This is a genomic window from Nioella aestuarii, assembly GCF_050896395.1.
Lineage (GTDB): Bacteria > Pseudomonadota > Alphaproteobacteria > Rhodobacterales > Rhodobacteraceae > Nioella > Nioella aestuarii.
Genome location: NZ_JBPBBA010000003.1, coordinates 176915 through 194865 on the forward strand (window position 1 = coordinate 176915; position 17951 = coordinate 194865).

At 61.5% G+C, this 17951-nt stretch carries 19 protein-coding genes; 12 read left to right on the top strand and 7 right to left on the bottom strand.

The annotated features are described in order from the left end of the window. Nucleotides 1-200: 200 nt before the first annotated feature. The gene (locus tag ACROHD_RS03700; RefSeq protein WP_432675985.1) at nucleotides 201-407 is read left to right on the top strand and encodes a hypothetical protein; all 207 of its coding nucleotides are present in this window, start codon (nucleotides 201-203) and stop codon (nucleotides 405-407) included. A gap of 97 nt (nucleotides 408-504) precedes the next feature. Further along, complete coding sequence (locus ACROHD_RS03705; RefSeq protein ID WP_432675986.1) at nucleotides 505-696, top strand: hypothetical protein; 192 nt, start codon at nucleotides 505-507, stop codon at nucleotides 694-696. 286 nt (nucleotides 697-982) lie between these two features. Here ACROHD_RS03705 and lon read toward each other — a convergent pair whose 3' ends face one another. The 3 genes from lon to tgt all read right to left on the bottom strand — a co-directional run bounded on the left by lon (nucleotide 983) and on the right by tgt (nucleotide 6375). Further along, on the bottom strand, nucleotides 983-3388 hold the full coding sequence (gene lon / locus ACROHD_RS03710) for an endopeptidase La (RefSeq protein ID WP_432675987.1): 2406 nt from the start codon (nucleotides 3386-3388) through the stop codon (nucleotides 983-985). Nucleotides 3389-3600: 212 nt separating this feature from the next. Beyond that, nucleotides 3601-5118, bottom strand: coding sequence for a hypothetical protein (locus ACROHD_RS03715; protein WP_432675988.1), 1518 nt, complete (start codon nucleotides 5116-5118; stop codon nucleotides 3601-3603). A gap of 126 nt (nucleotides 5119-5244) precedes the next feature. Then, complete coding sequence (tgt, locus tag ACROHD_RS03720; protein ID WP_432675989.1) at nucleotides 5245-6375, bottom strand: tRNA guanosine(34) transglycosylase Tgt; 1131 nt, start codon at nucleotides 6373-6375, stop codon at nucleotides 5245-5247. 77 nt (nucleotides 6376-6452) lie between these two features. Between tgt and rimK the strand changes: the two genes are divergently transcribed. Beyond that, nucleotides 6453-7844 carry a 30S ribosomal protein S6--L-glutamate ligase gene (gene rimK / locus ACROHD_RS03725; RefSeq protein ID WP_432675990.1) on the top strand — a complete coding sequence of 464 codons (1392 nt, stop codon included), beginning with the start codon at nucleotides 6453-6455 and terminating at the stop codon, nucleotides 7842-7844. A 185-nt stretch (nucleotides 7845-8029) separates the two neighbouring features. Here rimK and ACROHD_RS03730 read toward each other — a convergent pair whose 3' ends face one another. Continuing rightward, nucleotides 8030-8476, bottom strand: a complete 447-nt coding sequence (locus ACROHD_RS03730) for a YaiI/YqxD family protein (protein ID WP_432675992.1) — start codon at nucleotides 8474-8476, stop codon at nucleotides 8030-8032. Next, a complete protein-coding gene (locus tag ACROHD_RS03735) occupies nucleotides 8473-9231 on the bottom strand; it encodes an HpcH/HpaI aldolase family protein (protein WP_432675993.1) in 759 nt (252 codons plus the stop codon). Before ACROHD_RS03735 ends, ACROHD_RS03730 begins: the two co-directional genes overlap by 4 nt. A gap of 206 nt (nucleotides 9232-9437) precedes the next feature. On the opposite strand from ACROHD_RS03735, the gene ACROHD_RS03740 reads away from it, so the two are divergent. The 9 genes from ACROHD_RS03740 to ACROHD_RS03780 all read left to right on the top strand — a co-directional run bounded on the left by ACROHD_RS03740 (nucleotide 9438) and on the right by ACROHD_RS03780 (nucleotide 16223). Further along, on the top strand, nucleotides 9438-10622 hold the full coding sequence (locus tag ACROHD_RS03740; RefSeq protein ID WP_432675994.1) for an ABC transporter substrate-binding protein: 1185 nt from the start codon (nucleotides 9438-9440) through the stop codon (nucleotides 10620-10622). 94 nt (nucleotides 10623-10716) lie between these two features. Further along, nucleotides 10717-11499, top strand: coding sequence for an ABC transporter ATP-binding protein (locus tag ACROHD_RS03745; protein WP_432675995.1), 783 nt, complete (start codon nucleotides 10717-10719; stop codon nucleotides 11497-11499). Next, nucleotides 11496-12326, top strand: a complete 831-nt coding sequence (locus tag ACROHD_RS03750) for an ABC transporter ATP-binding protein (RefSeq protein ID WP_432675996.1) — start codon at nucleotides 11496-11498, stop codon at nucleotides 12324-12326. Before ACROHD_RS03745 ends, ACROHD_RS03750 begins: the two co-directional genes overlap by 4 nt. Before the next feature lie 2 nt (nucleotides 12327-12328). Beyond that, complete coding sequence (locus ACROHD_RS03755; RefSeq protein WP_432675998.1) at nucleotides 12329-12730, top strand: hypothetical protein; 402 nt, start codon at nucleotides 12329-12331, stop codon at nucleotides 12728-12730. Next, the gene (locus ACROHD_RS03760) at nucleotides 12727-13110 is read left to right on the top strand and encodes a hypothetical protein (protein ID WP_432675999.1); all 384 of its coding nucleotides are present in this window, start codon (nucleotides 12727-12729) and stop codon (nucleotides 13108-13110) included. Before ACROHD_RS03755 ends, ACROHD_RS03760 begins: the two co-directional genes overlap by 4 nt. Further along, a complete protein-coding gene (locus ACROHD_RS03765) occupies nucleotides 13111-13539 on the top strand; it encodes a hypothetical protein (protein WP_432676000.1) in 429 nt (142 codons plus the stop codon). Further along, nucleotides 13536-13901: a hypothetical protein gene (locus ACROHD_RS03770; RefSeq protein ID WP_432676001.1), complete on the top strand. Its 366-nt coding sequence runs from the start codon at nucleotides 13536-13538 to the stop codon at nucleotides 13899-13901. Before ACROHD_RS03765 ends, ACROHD_RS03770 begins: the two co-directional genes overlap by 4 nt. A gap of 1 nt (nucleotide 13902) precedes the next feature. After that, complete coding sequence (locus ACROHD_RS03775) at nucleotides 13903-14913, top strand: branched-chain amino acid ABC transporter permease (RefSeq protein ID WP_432676002.1); 1011 nt, start codon at nucleotides 13903-13905, stop codon at nucleotides 14911-14913. Then, the gene (locus ACROHD_RS03780; protein ID WP_432676003.1) at nucleotides 14910-16223 is read left to right on the top strand and encodes a branched-chain amino acid ABC transporter permease; all 1314 of its coding nucleotides are present in this window, start codon (nucleotides 14910-14912) and stop codon (nucleotides 16221-16223) included. The genes ACROHD_RS03775 and ACROHD_RS03780 overlap by 4 nt, the downstream gene beginning before the upstream one ends. Nucleotides 16224-16295: 72 nt before the next feature. On the opposite strand, the gene ACROHD_RS03785 is transcribed toward ACROHD_RS03780, so the two are convergent. Both ACROHD_RS03785 and ACROHD_RS03790 read right to left on the bottom strand, forming a co-directional pair. Beyond that, a complete protein-coding gene (locus ACROHD_RS03785; RefSeq protein ID WP_432676004.1) occupies nucleotides 16296-17078 on the bottom strand; it encodes a hypothetical protein in 783 nt (260 codons plus the stop codon). After that, entirely contained in the window at nucleotides 17075-17899 is an 825-nt protein-coding gene (locus tag ACROHD_RS03790) for a sulfite exporter TauE/SafE family protein (RefSeq protein WP_432676005.1), read from the bottom strand. Before ACROHD_RS03790 ends, ACROHD_RS03785 begins: the two co-directional genes overlap by 4 nt. Between the last annotated feature and the right edge of the window lie 52 nt (nucleotides 17900-17951).

Consider the following 17951-nt stretch of genomic DNA (forward strand, 5'->3'; position numbering starts at 1 on the left):
ACTAAGCAACGCGCGAATCGGCTGCGAATCAAGTTGTGCCATAGCAATGGGGCGCCCATCCGTTGCAAAAGGGTGTCACTTGCCGCATCTGTGACGGCTTTGCGGCGGCAGGGGCGCTTGCATCGCAAACCGACAATGTGGTTGATTGTGGTTGATAATGATCTGGGGATACGGGCCATCACGGCCCGAGGGGAATAATCATGAAAAAGCTGATGGCCGCAACGACAGCACTGGCGCTATTGACCGCCACCGCAACCTATGCCGACGAAGCTGCACCGAACATGCCGGTCGAAATCGTCAGTCAAGACGCCGTGACCACCGGGGCCGATGGTGGCATTCTGGTGCCGATCCTGACCATGATCTTCATGCTGCTGGCCTCCAGCGGCAATGGCATGGTGGATCTGTAACCGCCGCATTCCCGGCATCGGCCGGACGCGCACGCCAGCCGATCGGGCACACCGAAATGACGAACCTATAAATACGAGGGTGACAATGAAAAAGCTCATGGCAGCAACAACGGCACTGATGCTGATCACATCCAGCGCAGCCTTTGCTGACGACGCGGCGACCATGCCGGTAGAAATCGTGACCCAGGATACGGTGTCCACCGGAGCAGACGGGGGCATCCTCGTTCCCATCCTGACGATGATCTTCTTTCTGTTGTCAGTGTCGGGTAGCAACAACTATCCCGCCTAAGGTGGCAGGGCACTGTCGCCTTCTGGGTGCCCTGTCTGACGCGGGTCAGATTGATCCAGCTCAACAGATCATTCTGTCCAGTCGGGTTACTGGCCTCTCTTAGGACCAGGGCCGGAAAATTGTGCGTCTTTGACATCTAGGAACATCACGAACAGGCCCACGCGATCAAAAACGGTCGCGTGGGCGTTTCTTTCCTGGGCGTTCAAGGCCATCCTGCACTAACGAAATCCCCCGCCGATCATGTGCAATCGGCGGGGGATGTCATGTTGTAAGCTGTTGGTCGCGATCAGTGGGCTGTTGCCCCTGCCCCGCCGCTTGCAGCTGCCTGGGCAGCCGCTGCTGCGGCTTCCTCGGCTTCTTCGTCCCAATCAATCGGTTCCGGTGAGCGCACCAATGCCTGGGCAATCACATCGCGAACATGGGCAACGGGAATGATCTCCAACCCTTCTTTCACATTGTCCGGGATCTCTGGCAGATCCTTTTCATTGTCGATCGGAATCAGAACCGTCTTGATGCCACCGCGAAGCGCCGCCAGCAGCTTTTCCTTGAGCCCACCAATCGGCAGCACATTGCCGCGCAAGGTGACCTCTCCGGTCATGGCGATGTCCTTGCGGACCGGGATCTGGGTCAGCACCGAGACAATCGACGTCACCATGGCGATACCCGCAGACGGTCCGTCCTTGGGCGTGGCGCCTTCGGGAACGTGGACGTGGATGTCGATCTTGTCGAATTTCGGAGGCTTTACCCCGATGGCCGGGCTGATGGACCGCACAAAGGAACTGGCGGCGTCGATGGATTCCTTCATCACATCGCCCAGTTTCCCGGTGGTCTTCATCCGGCCCTTGCCCGGCAGGCGCAGCGCCTCGATGGACAGCAGATCGCCACCGACAGAGGTCCAGGCCAAGCCCGTCACCACACCGATTTGATCGTCCTTTTCCGCCAGCCCGAACTTGAACCGCTTCACGCCCAGGAAATCTTCAATGTTCTCGGGTGTGACGCGAACTGTCTCGACCTCTTTTTTGAGGATCTTGGTCAGAGCCTTGCGGCAGATCTTGGCAATCTCGCGTTCAAGGTTCCGAACCCCGGCTTCGCGCGTGTAGTAGCGGATGATGTCGGTCAGGCCATCCTCGGTCAGCTCAAACTCCCGCGCTTTCAGACCATGGTTCTTGGTCTGCTTGGGCAGCAGGTGACGCATCGCGATCTCGCGTTTTTCGTCCTCGGTGTAGCCCGCAAGCGGGATGATCTCCATCCGGTCCAGAAGTGGGCCCGGCATGTTGTAGCTGTTCGACGTGGTCAGGAACATGACGTTCGACAGGTCGTATTCAACCTCAAGATAGTGGTCCACGAAGGTCGAGTTCTGTTCCGGATCCAGCACCTCCAGCATTGCCGACGCCGGATCGCCACGGAAATCCTGCCCCATCTTGTCGATCTCATCGAGCAGGATCAGCGGGTTCGTGGTTTTCGCCTTTTTCAGCGCCTGGATGATCTTACCGGGCATAGAGCCGATATAGGTCCGACGGTGGCCGCGAATTTCGCTTTCATCACGCACACCGCCAAGCGAGATGCGGATGAATTCGCGCCCGGTGGCCTTGGCAACAGATTTGCCAAGCGATGTCTTGCCGACGCCCGGAGGGCCGACAAGGCACATGATCGGGCCCTTCAGCTGCTTGGAGCGCTGCTGTACGGCGAGATATTCGACGATGCGTTCCTTGACCTTCTCCAGCCCGTAGTGATCGGCATCGAGTACGTCTTGGGCGCGGCCCAGATCCTTTTTCACGCGCGATTTCACACCCCACGGAATGGCCAGCATCCAGTCGAGATAGTTGCGCACGACAGTGGCCTCGGCGCTCATCGGGCTCATGTTCTTGAGCTTCTTGATCTCGGCATCGGCCTTTTCACGGGCTTCCTTGGACAGCTTGGTGTTGGCCACCCGCTCTTCCAGTTCGGCAACCTCGTTGGCACCTTCTTCGCCATCGCCAAGTTCGCGCTGAATGGCCTTCATCTGCTCATTCAGGTAATATTCGCGCTGCGTCCGCTCCATTTGGGATTTCACGCGCGTCTTGATCTTCTTCTCGACCTTCAGGACGCTCATTTCGCCCTGCATCAGCCCATAGACCTTTTCCAGCCGGTCCGAGACGGACAGCGTTTCCAGAAGATCCTGTTTCTGATCAACCTCGATCCCCAGATGGCCAGAAACAAGGTCCGCCAGCTTAGCCGGATCGGTGGTCTCTGACACGGATGTCAGCGCCTCTTCGGGGATGTTCTTCTTGATCTTGGCGTAACGCTCGAACTCTTCCGCGACAGGGGTCAGCATCGCCTGAATCGCTTCGGCGTCGCCGTCATCCTCTTCCAGCGGCTCGGCGCTGGCCTCGAAGAACTCGGGATTGTCGAGAAAGCCAGTGATGGTCACGCGGTTGCGGCTTTCGACCAGTACTTTCACCGTGCCATCGGGCAGTTTCAGCAGCTGCAACACGTTGGCCAAAACACCTGTGCGGTAGATGCCGTCGGTGTCGGGGTCGTCAACAGCCGGGTCGATCTGGCTGGACAGCAGGATCTGACGATCGTCCTGCATCACCTCTTCCAGCGCACGCACCGATTTTTCGCGACCGACGAACAGCGGCACGATCATATGCGGAAACACGACCACATCGCGCAGAGGGAGAACAGGATAAGTGGTGGTATGATCTGGCATATTGCCTTCCTTGTACTTGGCAAGAGGGCGCTGGCCCCGCTCTGCGGCAACCTTTGGCCCTCTCCGGGGGGGACACTTGAAGGTGGGGGCGTTTCCGCCCGATTTCAACAGGTCATCCCGGCTTTGGGTCGCACGCAGTCTGCACGGCGGCGCTGGCAGGGGCAAGGCGTGATCTTAGCCAAGGTGAAGGAAATGTGACAGCCCCCAAGGGATCAACGCGGAAGCTCTGACAGCGACAGGTTTGGCGTGGCAAAGACAGGCTGCAGGCGGGCGCGGGTCTGGGGCCATGCCTCTGGCTGACGGGCATCCAGTGCCGAAATGGCACGTGAGGTCAGCAAGATACGCCCCGGTCCGGTTTCTGCCGCAAGGTCCAGCGCGTCGACAGGCAGCAATTCGGCAGGGGAAAATAGCAGCAGATAGCCTGTGCAGATGTATCCGCAATCGTCGACCACCACGTCGCCGGGTCGCACCTCATCCAGCAGGGCCGAATGGGTGATCTGCCAATAGTCACTGTCCGCCCGCGCAAATCCCAGCATTGCACCAGCGCCGTTGGCCAACCAAAGGGAGACGATTCCGGCCACCAGGATGCGCTGAAACCCGCGCGCGGGCGGCAGGCGCAGGACAAGCAGCAAGGCGAGGAAGGGCAATGTGACAATCCAGAATTCCTTGTTCGTCGGCTCCCAGATCGTGGCAACCACTGCGTAGGTGCCCGCATGAAGGACCAGAAGCGGCCCGAACCCCGGCGTCAGCGCTCTGCCCCGCCGCATCACAACCCGCAGCGAAAGGCCGCCAATGGACAGCACACTTGCGACGGTCAGCAGCAACAAGGGCCAGAACCCGAGTGCCAGACCGGTTGCAGCGAAATGCGTTTCCTCGACCAATTGTCGGCCCGCGAACACGCGCTCCAGCGCGCCTGCGGCATCAGGCGAGGCAAAGAGGAACAGGCTCGACCAGATTGCGGTGCCAAGCCCGATCAGCGCCTTCACCGGGGCAAGCAAGGACAGTGGCGTCCAAAGCCCGTCGGCGGCATAGCCCTTGGCCCAGAGGATCAGCTCAGGGATTGTACGATGGCCCAAAAGCACCCAACCGGCCCAGAGATAGACAGCCCCCACAACAGCGCCGAACACGGCAAGCCACAGCAAGGCGGCACCGAACCGGCGGGCAACGATCAGAACGACCAAGGCAGGCACCGCCAGAAACACATGGCTTTGATGGATCAAGGTCGCGATGCCCGCCAGAAACGCCGCCATGATGACGGCGCGCGAACCTGCGCTGTCCCATCCAACCTGCCAAAGTGCCAAAAAGCTGGCCAGGACGAATGGCAAGGGCAGCGTGTAAGTATCTGGATACATGCCATAAAGCCAGAAGGCGAAGCTTCCCGCCAGAAGCCAGACAGCGCCCGACGCCCCGGCCAGCCCGCCGCCTGACAGCCGCGCAATCTTCCACACCAATGCCAGCGTCCAAAGCGCCGCTATCAGGCTTGCCACCTGCATTACCGCCAAGGCTGTCGCCCCCGGCCAGACCGCTTGCGCCACCCTGGTCAGGCCCTGCATCAGGGGTTCGTAGATCAGGTGGTTCGGATGCCATTGCGCCACCCCGCCCGATACGCGATCGACGTAATAGACTGCGTCCTCCCCTTCGGTGAAGTTCTGAGGGAAGGTCAGCAGGTAGAGCAGAGCGATCAGGGCTAAGGTCAGCCCCGGCAGCAGCTTGTCACTACGAGTTTCCACAATGCGTTTCCCCCTACCCCGGACCTTATGTCTCTCGTTAAGGCTGCGTCACCACCTGATCGTTAGCATGAGCAGACGAATCCGGCCAACCCTCCCTGTCTGCTGGATTCGAATCCGATTACCGTTTCAGAGCGGATCGATATCTCCCAATGCCCGCCCGGCATGAAACTGCGCCTCGAAGCCTGCGAAATCATCGGCCTCGATGGCATCGCGCATGTCCTGCATAAGTTCCTGGAAGTAATGCAGATTGTGCCAGGTCAGCAGCATGGAGCTGATGATCTCCTTCGCGCGGAAAACATGGTGCAGATAGGCGCGGGAATAGCCGGTGCAGGCGGGACAGCTGCAATGCTCGTCCAGCGGGCGCGGGTCGTCCTGGTGGCGGGCGTTCTTGATATTGACCACGCCGCGCCTTGTGAAAGCCTGCCCGGTCCGGCCAGACCGGCTTGGCAACACGCAATCCATCATGTCGATGCCGCGTTTCACGGCCCCCACGATATCATCGGGTTTGCCCACGCCCATCAGGTAGCGCGGCTTGTCGACGGGCAGAAAATCGGGTGCGTAGTCGAGGCAGCCGAACATCGCCTCCTGCCCCTCGCCCACTGCAAGGCCCCCAATGGCATAGCCTTCAAAGCCGATCTCGGTCAGCGCCTTGGCGCTTTCTTCGCGAAGGTCCTGTTCCAGGCCGCCCTGCATGATCCCGAATAGGGCGTGGCCCGGCCTGTCGCCAAAGGCATCACGGCTGCGCTTTGCCCATCTCATAGAAAGCCGCATGGACTCAGCAATCCGGGCGCGGTCGGCAGGCAGCGCCGGGCATTCGTCAAAGCACATCACGATGTCGGAGCCCAGAAGCCGCTGAATTTCCATCGAGCGCTCGGGAGTCAGTTCATGTTTCGATCCGTCCACATGGCTGCGGAAGGTCACACCATTTTCGGTCAGCTTGCGCAGATCGGCCAGGCTCATGACCTGAAAGCCGCCGGAATCGGTCAGGATGGGTTTGTCCCAGTTCATGAAGCTATGCAGCCCGCCAAGCCGATCAATCCGTTCGGCCGTGGGGCGCAACATCAGGTGGTAGGTGTTGCCAAGCAAGATGTCGGCGCCTGTTGCCGCGACGCTTTCGGGCATCATCGCTTTCACGGTCGCAGCTGTGCCGACGGGCATGAAAGCGGGCGTGCGGATCTGACCACGCGGGGTCGAGATCACCCCCCGGCGCGCCTTTCCGCTGGTCGCTGTCACCTGAAACCCGAACCGATCTGTCATGGCCTGTGCCATCCTTCTGCTTGAACCGGCCCCTGTATTAGGCTTTTTGGGCGCGAAGCCAAGGGAGGAACCCGACCATGACCATCGATGATGTCCTGAGACTGGGATGGGAAGAATGGGTTGCCCTGCCAGGGCTCGGCCTGCCGGCCTTGAAGGTCAAAGTGGATACCGGGGCCAAGACCTCGGCGTTGCACGCGTTTGACATTGAAACCTTTGGCCCCGCCAACCGCCCCAAGGTGCGCTTTGCCGTGCATCCGGTCCCGGGGCGCACCGATATCACCATTCCCTGTTCGGCCACGATCAAGGACCGGCGTGACGTGACCTCGTCCAATGGCGAGACCGAGCAGCGCTTCGTGATCGAGACCGACCTGAAAATCGGTCAGGTCAAAGCACCGATCGAGATCACCCTGACCGATCGCACCTCGATGGCCTACAGGATGTTGCTGGGACGTCAGGCGATCCAGCCTGACTGGCTGATCAGTCCCGCGGACAGTTTCTGCCAGCCAGAGCTAAGCTATGACGTCTACCACTCCTCAATGGTGAAACAGGCCGCCCCCAAACGCTCGCTTCGCATCGCGGTGCTGAGCCGCGAGACCAATTATTCCACCGGACGGTTGGTGGCGGAAGGCGAGGAGCGCGGGCATACGATCGAGCTGATCGACACCACCCGGTGTTATATGGCGATCAACACATTGGCCCCCGAGATCCACTATGACGGCACCCGCCTGCCCCGCTATGACGCCGTGATTCCGCGCATCGGGGCCTCGATCACGTCCTATGGCACGGCCGTGCTGCGCCAATTCGAGACGCTGAATACCTATTGCGTGAATGGCAGCGCCGGGATCACCGCAAGCCGCGACAAGCTGCATGCCCATCAGTTGCTGGCCCGGCACCGTATCGGAATGCCGCGCACGGCCTTCGCGTCGTCGCCCAAGGATACCGGCAACCTGATCGGCCTAGTGGGCACGGCACCGTTGATCGTGAAACTTCTGGAAAGCACCCAAGGTAAGGGCGTGGTGCTGGCGGAAACCAAGAAAGCCGCGCAATCGGTTATCGATGCGTTTCGGGGGTTGAAGGCCAACTTTCTTGTGCAGGATTTCGTCAAGGAAGCGGCGGGGGAGGATATCCGCTGTCTGGTGGTCGACGGGCGCGTGGTGGCAGCGATGAAGCGGGTCGCCGCGGGCGATGATTTCCGCTCGAACCTGCATCAGGGCGGCAGTGCAACGGCGGTGCGGATCAGCCGCGAGGAACGCGACACGGCGCTGCGGGCGGCAAAGGTGTTTGGGTTGGGAATGGCGGGCGTAGACCTGCTGCGCAGTGTCGATGGACCGAAGGTTCTGGAGGTGAACAGCTCGCCCGGATTCGAGGGCGTGGAGAAGGCGACCGGCAAGAACATCGCAGCGCATCTTTTTGATGCGATCGAGAAGAAAGTCCGCCCGACCCCGGCCCGTAAGCGAAAATCGAAATAGAAGTTTCGCCGCCTTCGGCGTCGACCCGTGGGCGGCCCTCCTCAACCCCCGGCTTACGCCGGAGGCCTCGTCGGTCCGCGTTGCCACGGACATGCGGAGAGGGGATGATTGACCGGGCCCGGCGCCTGGCCTTTTGGCACGGACAGGATGCCTCCGGCGGGAGTATTTGGGCAAAGAAGAAGGAATCAGGCTTTGAGACGTCTGAGGGTGGTTTCCATAGCATCGAGGAAGCGGCTTCGATCGGCTTTTGAGAAGGGTTTTTGGCCGCCGATCCCCTGCCCGTCGAGCCCCGCGCGCAGGTCGGCCATGATGGCTCGGGTGGCGATCTGGCCGCCGATGCTGTCGAGCGTGAAGGGGCGGCCCTTGTGATCCATCACCTCGGCTCCGGCCTTGAGGCAGCGTTCGGCCAGCAGGATATCGGCGGTGATGACCAGATGGCCCGGGCCTGCCGTTTCGGCAATGGCATCGTCTGCGGCATCGAACCCGTCTGACACGGTGAACTGCTTGATCAGCGGGTGATCCGGCAGGCGCAGACCCTGATTTGCGATGAAGATGATGACCAGGCCATGGCGGAGCGCCACGCGAATGGCCTCTTGCTTGACGGGGCAGGCATCGGCGTCGACCAGGATCATTCCGCCGCCAATGTCCTGAGCGCATCGCCAAGCAATGTTGCCTCACTGCCGAGGCCAAGGAAATTGACACCGAGCGCAACCGCATTGGCACGTGCCTCTCGGGTTCCCAAAATGATGCCCGCCGCCTTGCCGGCGGCGCGGATGCGCGGGATGGTGCCAGCAATGGCCGCTTGGACATCCGGGTGTCCGGGATCGTCGCGATGGCCCATATCGGCGGCCAGGTCTGCAGGACCGATAAAGATGCCGTCAACGCCCTCGACCGCGGCGATCCGGTCGAGATCGTCTAGGGCGGCTCGGCTTTCGGCCTGAACCAGAACGCAGATCTCGTCATTGGCATTGGTCGTGTAGTCCGAGATGGCATTAAAGCCTGTAGCCCGGGCAACGAGCGCCCCCTGCCCGCGCACGCCATCTGGCGGGTAACGGCAGGCGCGGACCACGGCTGCGGCGTCTTCCGCACTGTCGATCATCGGCACAAGAAGCGTCTGCACACCCAGATCGAGCGCCTGCTTGATGATCCAGTCTTCGGCCACCGGCACCCGGACCACCGCCTGCGCCGGTGTGGCCGCAATCGCCATAAGCTGTGCGCGGATCGCTGTCGGATCCCAGGGCCCGTGTTCTCCATCGACAAGGCACCAGTCAAAGCCGCTATTGCCGGCAAGCTCTGCCACCAGGGGTGAGCCGAGGTTGAGCCAGATGCCCTTGCAGAGACGTCCGGCGCTCAGATCCGATTTCAACCTGTTCTTTGGGGCGGGCATGGCGGGCTGATCCTTGGTCCGATTGACTGTTCGGCGCGAATTTGTAGGAAAAGCACCCGATATGAAAGCCGCTTTCAGCCGCTTTGCCTTTTCTGACAGAAAATATCGGTCGGCAGCCTGAAAGGGTCCATTTCGGCCCTTTTCAATTCGCAGAACCCGTCATAACCTGCCCGCACAAGAATAATTTGTCCAATAGGGAGACAATCATGAAGAAGCTTCTGCTGGCCTCTGCGGCCACCGCAGTTCTTGCTGGTGCGGCCGCTGCCGACGAAATCAGCATCGGCGTGATCCTTGGCTTTACCGGCCCGATCGAATCGCTGACCCCCAACATGGCTGCCGGCGCGGAACTGGCCATGGCCGAAGTGAACGCCGCGGGCGGTATCATGGATGGCAGCACCTTCGTGTCGGTGCGCGCAGACTCCACCTGTATCGACTCTGCCGCCGCGCAGGCCGCTGCCGAACGTCTGATCACCGCTGATGGCGTTGCGGGCATCGTGGGTGCCGACTGTTCCGGTGTGACCACCTCGATCCTGTCCAACGTCGCCCTGCCCAATGGCATGGTGATGATTTCGCCCTCCGCCACTTCTCCGGCCCTGTCTCTGGTCGAAGACAACGGCCTGTTCTTCCGCACCGCCCCCTCTGACGCGCGTCAGGGTGTGGTGATGGCAAACGTGCTGATGGATCGCGGCATTTCCGAAGTTGCCGTGACCTACACCAACAACGACTACGGCCTGGGCCTGGCAGACAGCTTCGCCGCAGCCTTCGCAGAGGCCGGCGGCACCGTGACGCTGGTCGCGGCCCATGAAGATGGCCGTGCGGACTATGCCGCGGAAGTTGGCGCGCTGGCCTCTGCCGGTGGCGCGGCGCTCGTCGTGGCGGGCTACGTGGACCAGGGTGGCTCTGGCATCATCCAGGCGGCGCTCGACTCGGGTGCGTTCGACACATTCGTCTTCCCCGACGGTATGGTGAGCCAGGCACTGGTCGACAATTTCGGCTCTGACATCGACGGCTCGTTCGGCCAGCATCCGGGCACCGACTCGGATGGCGCGGCGATCTTCCAGGGCATGGCTGCTGAAGCGGGCTTCGACGGCACCTCGCCGTTTGCTGCCGAAAGCTATGACGCTGCTGCGCTGATGATGATGGCAATGGCAGCAGCCGGCTCCACCGCGCCCGGCGACTATGCTGGCCACATCATGGATATCGCCAACGCACCAGGTGAACTCATCCAGCCCGGCGAACTGGGCCGCGCGTTGGAAATCATCGCTGCCGGCGGCGAGGTGGACTATGAAGGTGCCACCGCCGTTGAATTGATCGGCCCCGGTGAATCGGCAGGCAACTACCGTGAAATCGAGATCCAGGGCGGTGAGATCGTCACCGCGCAGTATCGCTGATCCGATCCTGATCGTATGATCATGAACAGCCCGGTCATCCGCCGGGCTGTTCGTTTAAGACCTAAGGGACTTTGGGGAAAGTGAGCCTTCACGCATGATCACCGTTCATGACCTGCACAAGCATTTCGGCGGCTTCCATGCCGTGGATGGAGCAAGCCTTTCCATTGCGCCGGGGTCCATCACCGGGCTGATTGGCCCCAATGGCGCAGGCAAGACCACGCTGTTCAACGTGATTGCCGGGGTTCTGGCGCCCACATCTGGCCGGGTGGAAATGGATGGTGAGGATATCACCGGTCTGCCGCCGCATGAGCTGTTCCACAAGGGGCTGCTGCGCACGTTCCAGATCGCACATGAATTCAGCTCCATGACTTGCCGCGAAAACCTGATGATGGTGCCGGGCGGGCAGTCGGGCGAAAGCCTGTGGAACACCTGGTTCGGGCGCAAGCGGATCGCGAACGAAGAACGCGCACTGCGGGCTAAAGCCGACGAAGTGCTTGAATTCCTGACGATTTCCCACATCGCTGACCTGAAGGCGGGCGAGGTATCTGGCGGGCAGAAGAAGCTGCTGGAACTGGGCCGCACGATGATGGTCGATGCCAAGATCGTGTTCCTGGACGAGGTCGGCGCGGGCGTGAACCGGACGCTGCTTTACACCATCGCCGACGCGATCAAGCGCCTGAATACAGAGCGTGGCTACACCTTCGTCGTCATCGAGCACGACATGGATTTCATCGACAAAATCTGTGACCCGGTCATCTGCATGGCCGAGGGCAAGGTGCTGGCGGAAGGCACACTGGATGAGATCAAGGCCAATGAGCAGGTGATCGAGGCATACTTGGGCACCGGGCTCAAGAACAAGGACAAGGTAGAGGCATGACCGGCAACCCCTATCAGGACGATCGCGGCAACAAGGACCGCTCGATTGGCAACCCCGACGGGATCGGCACGCTGACGCCAGCCGAGGGGCTTGGCACCAAGACCGCACCTGCGGCAGGGCAGCCGTTCCTCATCGGTGAAAACATGACCGGCGGCTATGGCAAGGGCGCGGATATTCTGCATGACTGCACCATTGCCGTCGAAAAGGGCGAGATCGCCGTCATCGTTGGCCCCAACGGGGCGGGCAAATCCACCGGCATGAAGGCCGTCTTCGGAATGCTGAACCTGCGACAGGGCCGCGTTGTGCTGGATGGCGAGGATATCACCGGCCTCACACCGCAGGCCCGCGTGGCCAAGGGAATGGGCTTTGTCCCTCAGACCTCGAACATCTTCACCTCGATGACGGTCGAGGAAAACCTGGAGATGGGCGCCTTCATCCGCACCGATGATTTCCGGGGCACGATGGAGCAGGTCTATGATCTCTTCCCGATCCTCAAGGAAAAGCGCCTGCAACCGGCGGGCGAGCTTTCGGGCGGCCAACGCCAGCAGGTCGCTGTGGGCCGGGCATTGATGACGCAACCCAAGCTCTTGATGCTGGATGAACCGACGGCGGGCGTTTCGCCTATCGTCATGGACGAACTTTTCGACCGGATTATCGAGGTCGCGCGCACCGGGATTTCCATCTTGATGGTGGAACAAAACGCCCGACAAGCGCTTGAAATTGCAGATAAAGGCTATGTGCTCGTTCAGGGCCGCAACGCATATACAGATACCGGCAAGGCGCTTTTGGCCGACCCGGAAGTCCGCAAGTCTTTCCTAGGAGGTTGATTATGAAACACATTCTGACAACGGCCGTTCTGGCCACCCTGATGGCGGCCCCGGTGATGGCGCAGGACCGCACCTATGAATGCACTATGACCGAAGCCTGCCGGCAGGATGGCGGCAATTGCGCACCTGACAACATCCCCTACAACTTCACCCTCAATGCGACGACAGGCGTCGGAGAGATGGAGCAGCGTGAGGGCAACTTCTTCGACGGAACAGTGCACGAAAGCGATGGCGCCATGCATTTCTATTTCACCAATAGTGCAGGCGTCGAACTGGGCACGATCACCGACACGGGCCGGATCATCTATACCGGCAACATGGCGCTTGGCGACAGTTTGATCCACTACCGGCTGAACGGCACCTGCACGGAAACCACTGGCAACGCGGGTGGCGGCAGCAAGTGACGCAAACCGGGGGCATCATCGGGGGACTGGCGCTGGCAACGGCGCTAAGCAGCGCAGCAGCGGCGCAGACGGGCAGCTATTATTGCCTGTTCAGCACGCGCTGCGACACCGATGACTGCACGAGCGAGACCTTCACGGTCGAGATCGGATTGGCTGATCATGGCGACGGGCTTTGGCTGACGTATGAAGGGCGCAATCGTTCGGTCGAAGATGTAACCCCGTCCGATACGCCGATGCAGATGTTTGTCTCGCCCGGCTACGAGGACAACCTGATGCTAACGATATTCCCCACCGGCGAGGCGCTGCATGTCCTCCAAGACTATCAGCCCGGCCACGGCCCGCGTCAGCAGACCGCTTACGGACAATGTGAGGTTCAATAGATGATGTTCCGCCTGGGCCTTGCCGCCCTGCCCTTTCTAATCCCCCTGCCAGCCGCCGCGCAGCACATCGCCATAGAGCGTGTGTGCAACATGGCGGTGATCTGCATCGAGTCGAACCCGTGCCAGGACTGGGGGCAAGAGATCCATGTGACCGAGCAGGAAGACGGCAGCTGGCGGGTGCTGTGGGAGGAAGACCTGCCCTCGGATTACGAGCTGGCCGCCGACATTCTTGCGCCCGAAGGGGCGCTGGAACCCACCCGGCTGCGCAGCCTGATCTTCGCCAATCACGAAACCCAGGCCGTGCAGATGGTCAGCATCGCCGATAGCGGCCATGTGGTCGTCACCCTTCACCAACCACAGGCGCGGCCCCGGTCAGTCACCGGCTTCGGTCTGTGCGAGGACGTGGACAATTCGGAGACCGACGGGTGAGGCTTGCGCCGCTCATATCCCTGTGCCTTCTGGCCACTCCTGCCATGGCAGAAACCGGCTATAGCTGCGCCTTTACCGTGGCTTGCGAGGCCGCGGGCAGCTGCGCGCCTGCCGAGATCCAGACCGAGATCGGGACGGGTGAGGATGGCGTAATGGCCTTTCTGGAAGCGGATGCAGCCCCCCTGCCCGCCCTGACCTTGTCCGATGAAGACAGTATGCCTTTCACCATCGCCACCACCGCACCCGGCGCGGAAAGCGACCTGATCACCATCCATGCCGATGGCACTGCCCTCCGCAGCCGCCACCCGGCGGACCCCGGCAGCCCCGCCACCACCTATTTCGGCATCTGCGAGGAGACTTGAGTTGGACTTCCTGAACGCCATTGTCGTCCTAGCCAATTTCGTCATCGTGCCAGCGACCGCCTATGGCGCGCAGCTGGCCCTTGGCGCGCTTGGCGTGACGCTTATCTACGGGATCCTGAGATTCTCGAACTTCGCCCATGGCGATACGATGGCCTTCGGGGCCATGGTGACCATCCTCGTGACATGGGCCTTGCAGAGCGCGGGCATCACGCTCGGGCCGCTACCCACGGCGCTTCTGGCACTGCCGATTGGCATTGCGGCCACGGCGTTGTTGCTTATTGGGACCGACAAGGTTGTCTACAAGTTCTACCGCCAGCAGAAGGCCAAGCCGGTGATCTACGTGATTGCTTCGCTTGGCGTCATGTTCATCATGAACGGGCTGGTGCGCTTCATCATCGGAGTCGATGACCAACGCTTTGCCGATGGCGAGCGGTTCATCATTTCGGCGCGCACCTTCCGCGAGATGACCGGGCTGGACGAGGGGCTTGCCATTCGGACCAGCCAGGGGATCACGGTGGTGGTGGCGCTTATCTGCGTGGTGACGCTGTTCTGGTTCCTCAATCGGACCCGGACCGGTAAATCCATGCGCGCCTTTTCCGACAACGAGGATCTGGCGCTCTTGTCGGGGATCAACCCCGAGCGTGTGGTCCTTGTGACATGGATCATCGTGGCGGCGCTGGCGACCACGGCGGGGGTGCTTTACGGGCTCGACAAGAGCTTCAAGCCCTTCACCTATTTCCAGCTGCTCCTGCCCATCTTTGCCTCTGCCATCGTCGGCGGGCTTGGCAATCCGCTTGGTGCTATCGCGGGCGGCTTCCTGATCGCTTTCTCGGAGATCACGGTGACCTATGCGTTCCGCCGTTTCGTGAACCACCTGGTGCCAGAAGGGTGGGAACCTGAGGGGCTGCTGCAACTGCTGTCCACTGACTACAAATTCGCCGTCAGCTTCGCGATCCTGCTGATCGTGCTTCTGTTCAAGCCCACGGGCCTCTTCAAGGGGAAATCGGTATGACGCAGATCAACGGCAAAAATTTCCTGCTTTTCGGCCTGGTGGCCGCACTGTTCATAGGAACAGGGTTCATGCAATCGTGGAACACCACGCTGACGATCCTGAACATGGGGCTGATTTCAGCCATCATGGCGCTTGGGGTGAACATGCAATGGGGCTACGCGGGTCTCTTCAACGTCGGTATTCTCGGCTTTACCGCGCTTGGCGGGCTGGCGGCAGTGCTGGTGTCGATGCCGCCGGTGCCCGAGGCCTGGGCGGCGGGCGGGCCGCGCATTCTGCTGGCATTGGCCGCCGGAGCCGCGTCGATCTTTGCCGCGGTCATGATTTATAAGAAGATGCCGGCGGGGCTGTTGCGCGTGGTGGTGATGCTTGCGGTGCTCATCGCGGGCTTCATGCTGTACCGGGCGATCTTCGATCCCGCCCGCGACGCGATCGAGGCGGTCAATCCGGCGCTGACGGGCTATCTGGGCGGGCTTGGCCTGCCAATGCTGCTGGCCTGGCCTGTGGGCGGGCTGTTCGCGGCAGGCGCGGCCTGGATCGTCGGTAAGACCGCGCTTGGTCTGCGGTCGGACTACCTGGCGATTGCCACGCTTGGCATTGCCGAGATCATCCTGGCGGTTCTGAAGAATGAGGACTGGCTGGCGCGCGGCGTGAAGAATGTGACCGGCCTGCCACGGCCCTGGCCCGTGCCCTACGAGGTGGAACTGCAGGAGGCCGCGTGGTTCCTGTCGCTGGCAGACCGGTTCGGCGCCGATCCGGTGACCGCATCCTCCATATTGGTCAAGCTGAGCTATGGGATGCTCTTTGCCATCGTGCTTTTGGTGCTGATCTGGATGTCGGAGATGGCGCTGAAATCGCCGTGGGGCCGGATGATGCGCGCGATCCGCGACAATGAAGTCTCGTCCGAGGCCATGGGCAAGGACGTCACCAAGCGGCATTTGCAGATCTTCATCATCGGCTCTGCCGTCTGCGGTATTGCGGGCGCGATGATGACCACACTCGATGGTCAGCTGGTGCCCGGCACCTACAACCCTCTGCGCTTTACCTTCCTGATCTGGGTGATGGTGATCGTCGGCGGATCGGGGAACAACTGGGGCTCGGTCCTGGGCGGCTTCCTGATCTGGTGGCTGTGGATCATGGTGGAACCCATTGGCCTGTGGCTGATGCAGACGATTACGGCCGGGATGGCAGAGGATAATGGCCTCCGTCAGCACCTGATCGACTCGGCGGCGCATATGCGGCTTCTGACCATGGGGCTGTTCCTGCTGCTGATGCTGCGCTTCAACCCGAGGGGACTGATCCCCGAACGCTGAGGCTGGGCGCTGGAAGGGCCTTCGAAGGCCCTTTCAGAAGGCGCTTGCAAGCGCCTTCGTTGCGCCCGTTAATCAAGGCAGTCGCAGCCAATCCGCCGGACCACCTGGCAGATGCGGGCGAAAATAGATGATGGCACGCCCCTCTGGCGGGGCGACTGCCCCCTCCTGCCAGGGGGCGACCCCGTGCAGGACCAGCCGATGCAACAGCGTGGCCTCACCGGGCCGGGCAGGGAGTTCGATACGCTCGCAGGTCTCGAACACCTCGCGCCGTGCGGCGTGGTAGGCGTCGGTCAGATCGACCTCTGACCACACGGCCTCTGGATACCCGGCAAGCACAGCCCCAAGCCGGGCGCGCATGATTTCGTGGCTGCCCGCCCAGACCACCAACGCGGATGTCCCTGGCCCGCATTCTGTCACCGGCAGGCCCAGGATCCAGCCATGGGGTTCCTTGATCATGCGCCGCCGATCCGGCCCCACTGGCAATAACCCGTCCAGATGCGCCGCATCGCGGGCCTTGCGATAGCGGTGACTGGCATCGCTTTCGCCAAGGTCCTGCTTTGGGTAGCCCGGATAGATGATCGAGACTTGCCCCTTATCCAGCGGCAACGGACCTGACACGGCCTCGGCCGCCCGCAGCGCCGCTCCGGCGAGGGAGGGGCCACCAGCCACACGGCCCGATCCGTCATTGTCGAGAACATTGACCCCGGCGAACCACGTGCCACCATGGCGAAGCCAGGTCGCGCGATGCCCTGGATCAGCGGCGGCAGCCAGCGCGGCGGGACCTGTGGTCTTTAGCCAGCCTTCGATCTCCGGGTCGGGCCCAAAGACCTGATACCCGTCGGTCAGCCAGCTCAATACCCGAACGCCTTTCGCAGCATATTCGCCGCCATGATCATGATGAACACCGCAAAGAAACGTTTCAACGGCTTGGGATCCATGGCATGGGCCAGTTTCACGCCCCAGGGCGTGGTGATCATGGTCATGGCTACGATCACCACGAAGGCGATCAGGTTCACCTGACCGACCGTGTAGGGCGGGCGCCCCTCGGTTCCGCCCCCGACGAAGAGAAAGCCCAAAACCGACGGCACCGCGATGATCACACCGAAACCTGCGGCTGTGGCTACTGCCCGGTGAATGGGCCGACCATAGAGCGTCATCAGCGGCACGCCAAAGCTGCCGCCACCGATGCCCATCAGAACCGACAAGAACCCGAGCGCCGGTGACACGATCGCCCGAGAGACGCCGCCCGGCATCTCGTCGCCAAGCCGCCACTCGGGCTTGCCGAACGCCAGATAAAGCCCCACGCAGAGCCCCAGCACCCCGAAGATACCCATCAGCACCTCATTTCTGAGGCCAGAGGCAGCGGCCACGCCAAGAGCAGCCCCGATAGCGATGCCCGGACCCCAGCTTTTCAGGATCTCCCAATCCACGGCGCCTTTGCGGTTATGCGCCAGGACCGAGCGCACCGATGTCACAACGATGGTCGCCAAAGACGTCGCCAAACAGATCTGCATCAGCTCTGGCGTGTCATAGCCAAGGGATGAGAAGGCGAAAAAGAAGGCCGGAACAAGGATAATGCCACCGCCCACGCCCAAAAGCCCTGCCACGATCCCGGCAAATCCCCCGATCACCAGGATCAGTCCAAGAAGCGGCAAATATTGTGTGAGGTCTGCCATGTCGTGTCCTTATGCGGTTCGGCGCGACTTAAGCAGAGCGCAGCGGGAATGG

Coding starts and splice junctions, on each gene's coding strand:
- ACROHD_RS03700 (WP_432675985.1), top strand. CDS start 201: ATGAAAAAGCTGATGGCCGCAACGACAGCACTGGCGCTATTGACCGCC.
- ACROHD_RS03705 (WP_432675986.1), top strand. CDS start 505: ATGGCAGCAACAACGGCACTGATGCTGATCACATCCAGCGCAGCCTTT.
- lon (WP_432675987.1), bottom strand. CDS start 3,388: ATGCCAGATCATACCACCACTTATCCTGTTCTCCCTCTGCGCGATGTG.
- tgt (WP_432675989.1), bottom strand. CDS start 6,375: ATGACAGATCGGTTCGGGTTTCAGGTGACAGCGACCAGCGGAAAGGCG.
- rimK (WP_432675990.1), top strand. CDS start 6,453: ATGACCATCGATGATGTCCTGAGACTGGGATGGGAAGAATGGGTTGCC.
- ACROHD_RS03730 (WP_432675992.1), bottom strand. CDS start 8,476: ATGATCCTGGTCGACGCCGATGCCTGCCCCGTCAAGCAAGAGGCCATT.
- ACROHD_RS03735 (WP_432675993.1), bottom strand. CDS start 9,231: ATGCCCGCCCCAAAGAACAGGTTGAAATCGGATCTGAGCGCCGGACGT.
- ACROHD_RS03740 (WP_432675994.1), top strand. CDS start 9,438: ATGAAGAAGCTTCTGCTGGCCTCTGCGGCCACCGCAGTTCTTGCTGGT.
- ACROHD_RS03745 (WP_432675995.1), top strand. CDS start 10,717: ATGATCACCGTTCATGACCTGCACAAGCATTTCGGCGGCTTCCATGCC.
- ACROHD_RS03750 (WP_432675996.1), top strand. CDS start 11,496: ATGACCGGCAACCCCTATCAGGACGATCGCGGCAACAAGGACCGCTCG.
- ACROHD_RS03755 (WP_432675998.1), top strand. CDS start 12,329: ATGAAACACATTCTGACAACGGCCGTTCTGGCCACCCTGATGGCGGCC.
- ACROHD_RS03765 (WP_432676000.1), top strand. CDS start 13,111: ATGATGTTCCGCCTGGGCCTTGCCGCCCTGCCCTTTCTAATCCCCCTG.
- ACROHD_RS03780 (WP_432676003.1), top strand. CDS start 14,910: ATGACGCAGATCAACGGCAAAAATTTCCTGCTTTTCGGCCTGGTGGCC.
- ACROHD_RS03790 (WP_432676005.1), bottom strand. CDS start 17,899: ATGGCAGACCTCACACAATATTTGCCGCTTCTTGGACTGATCCTGGTG.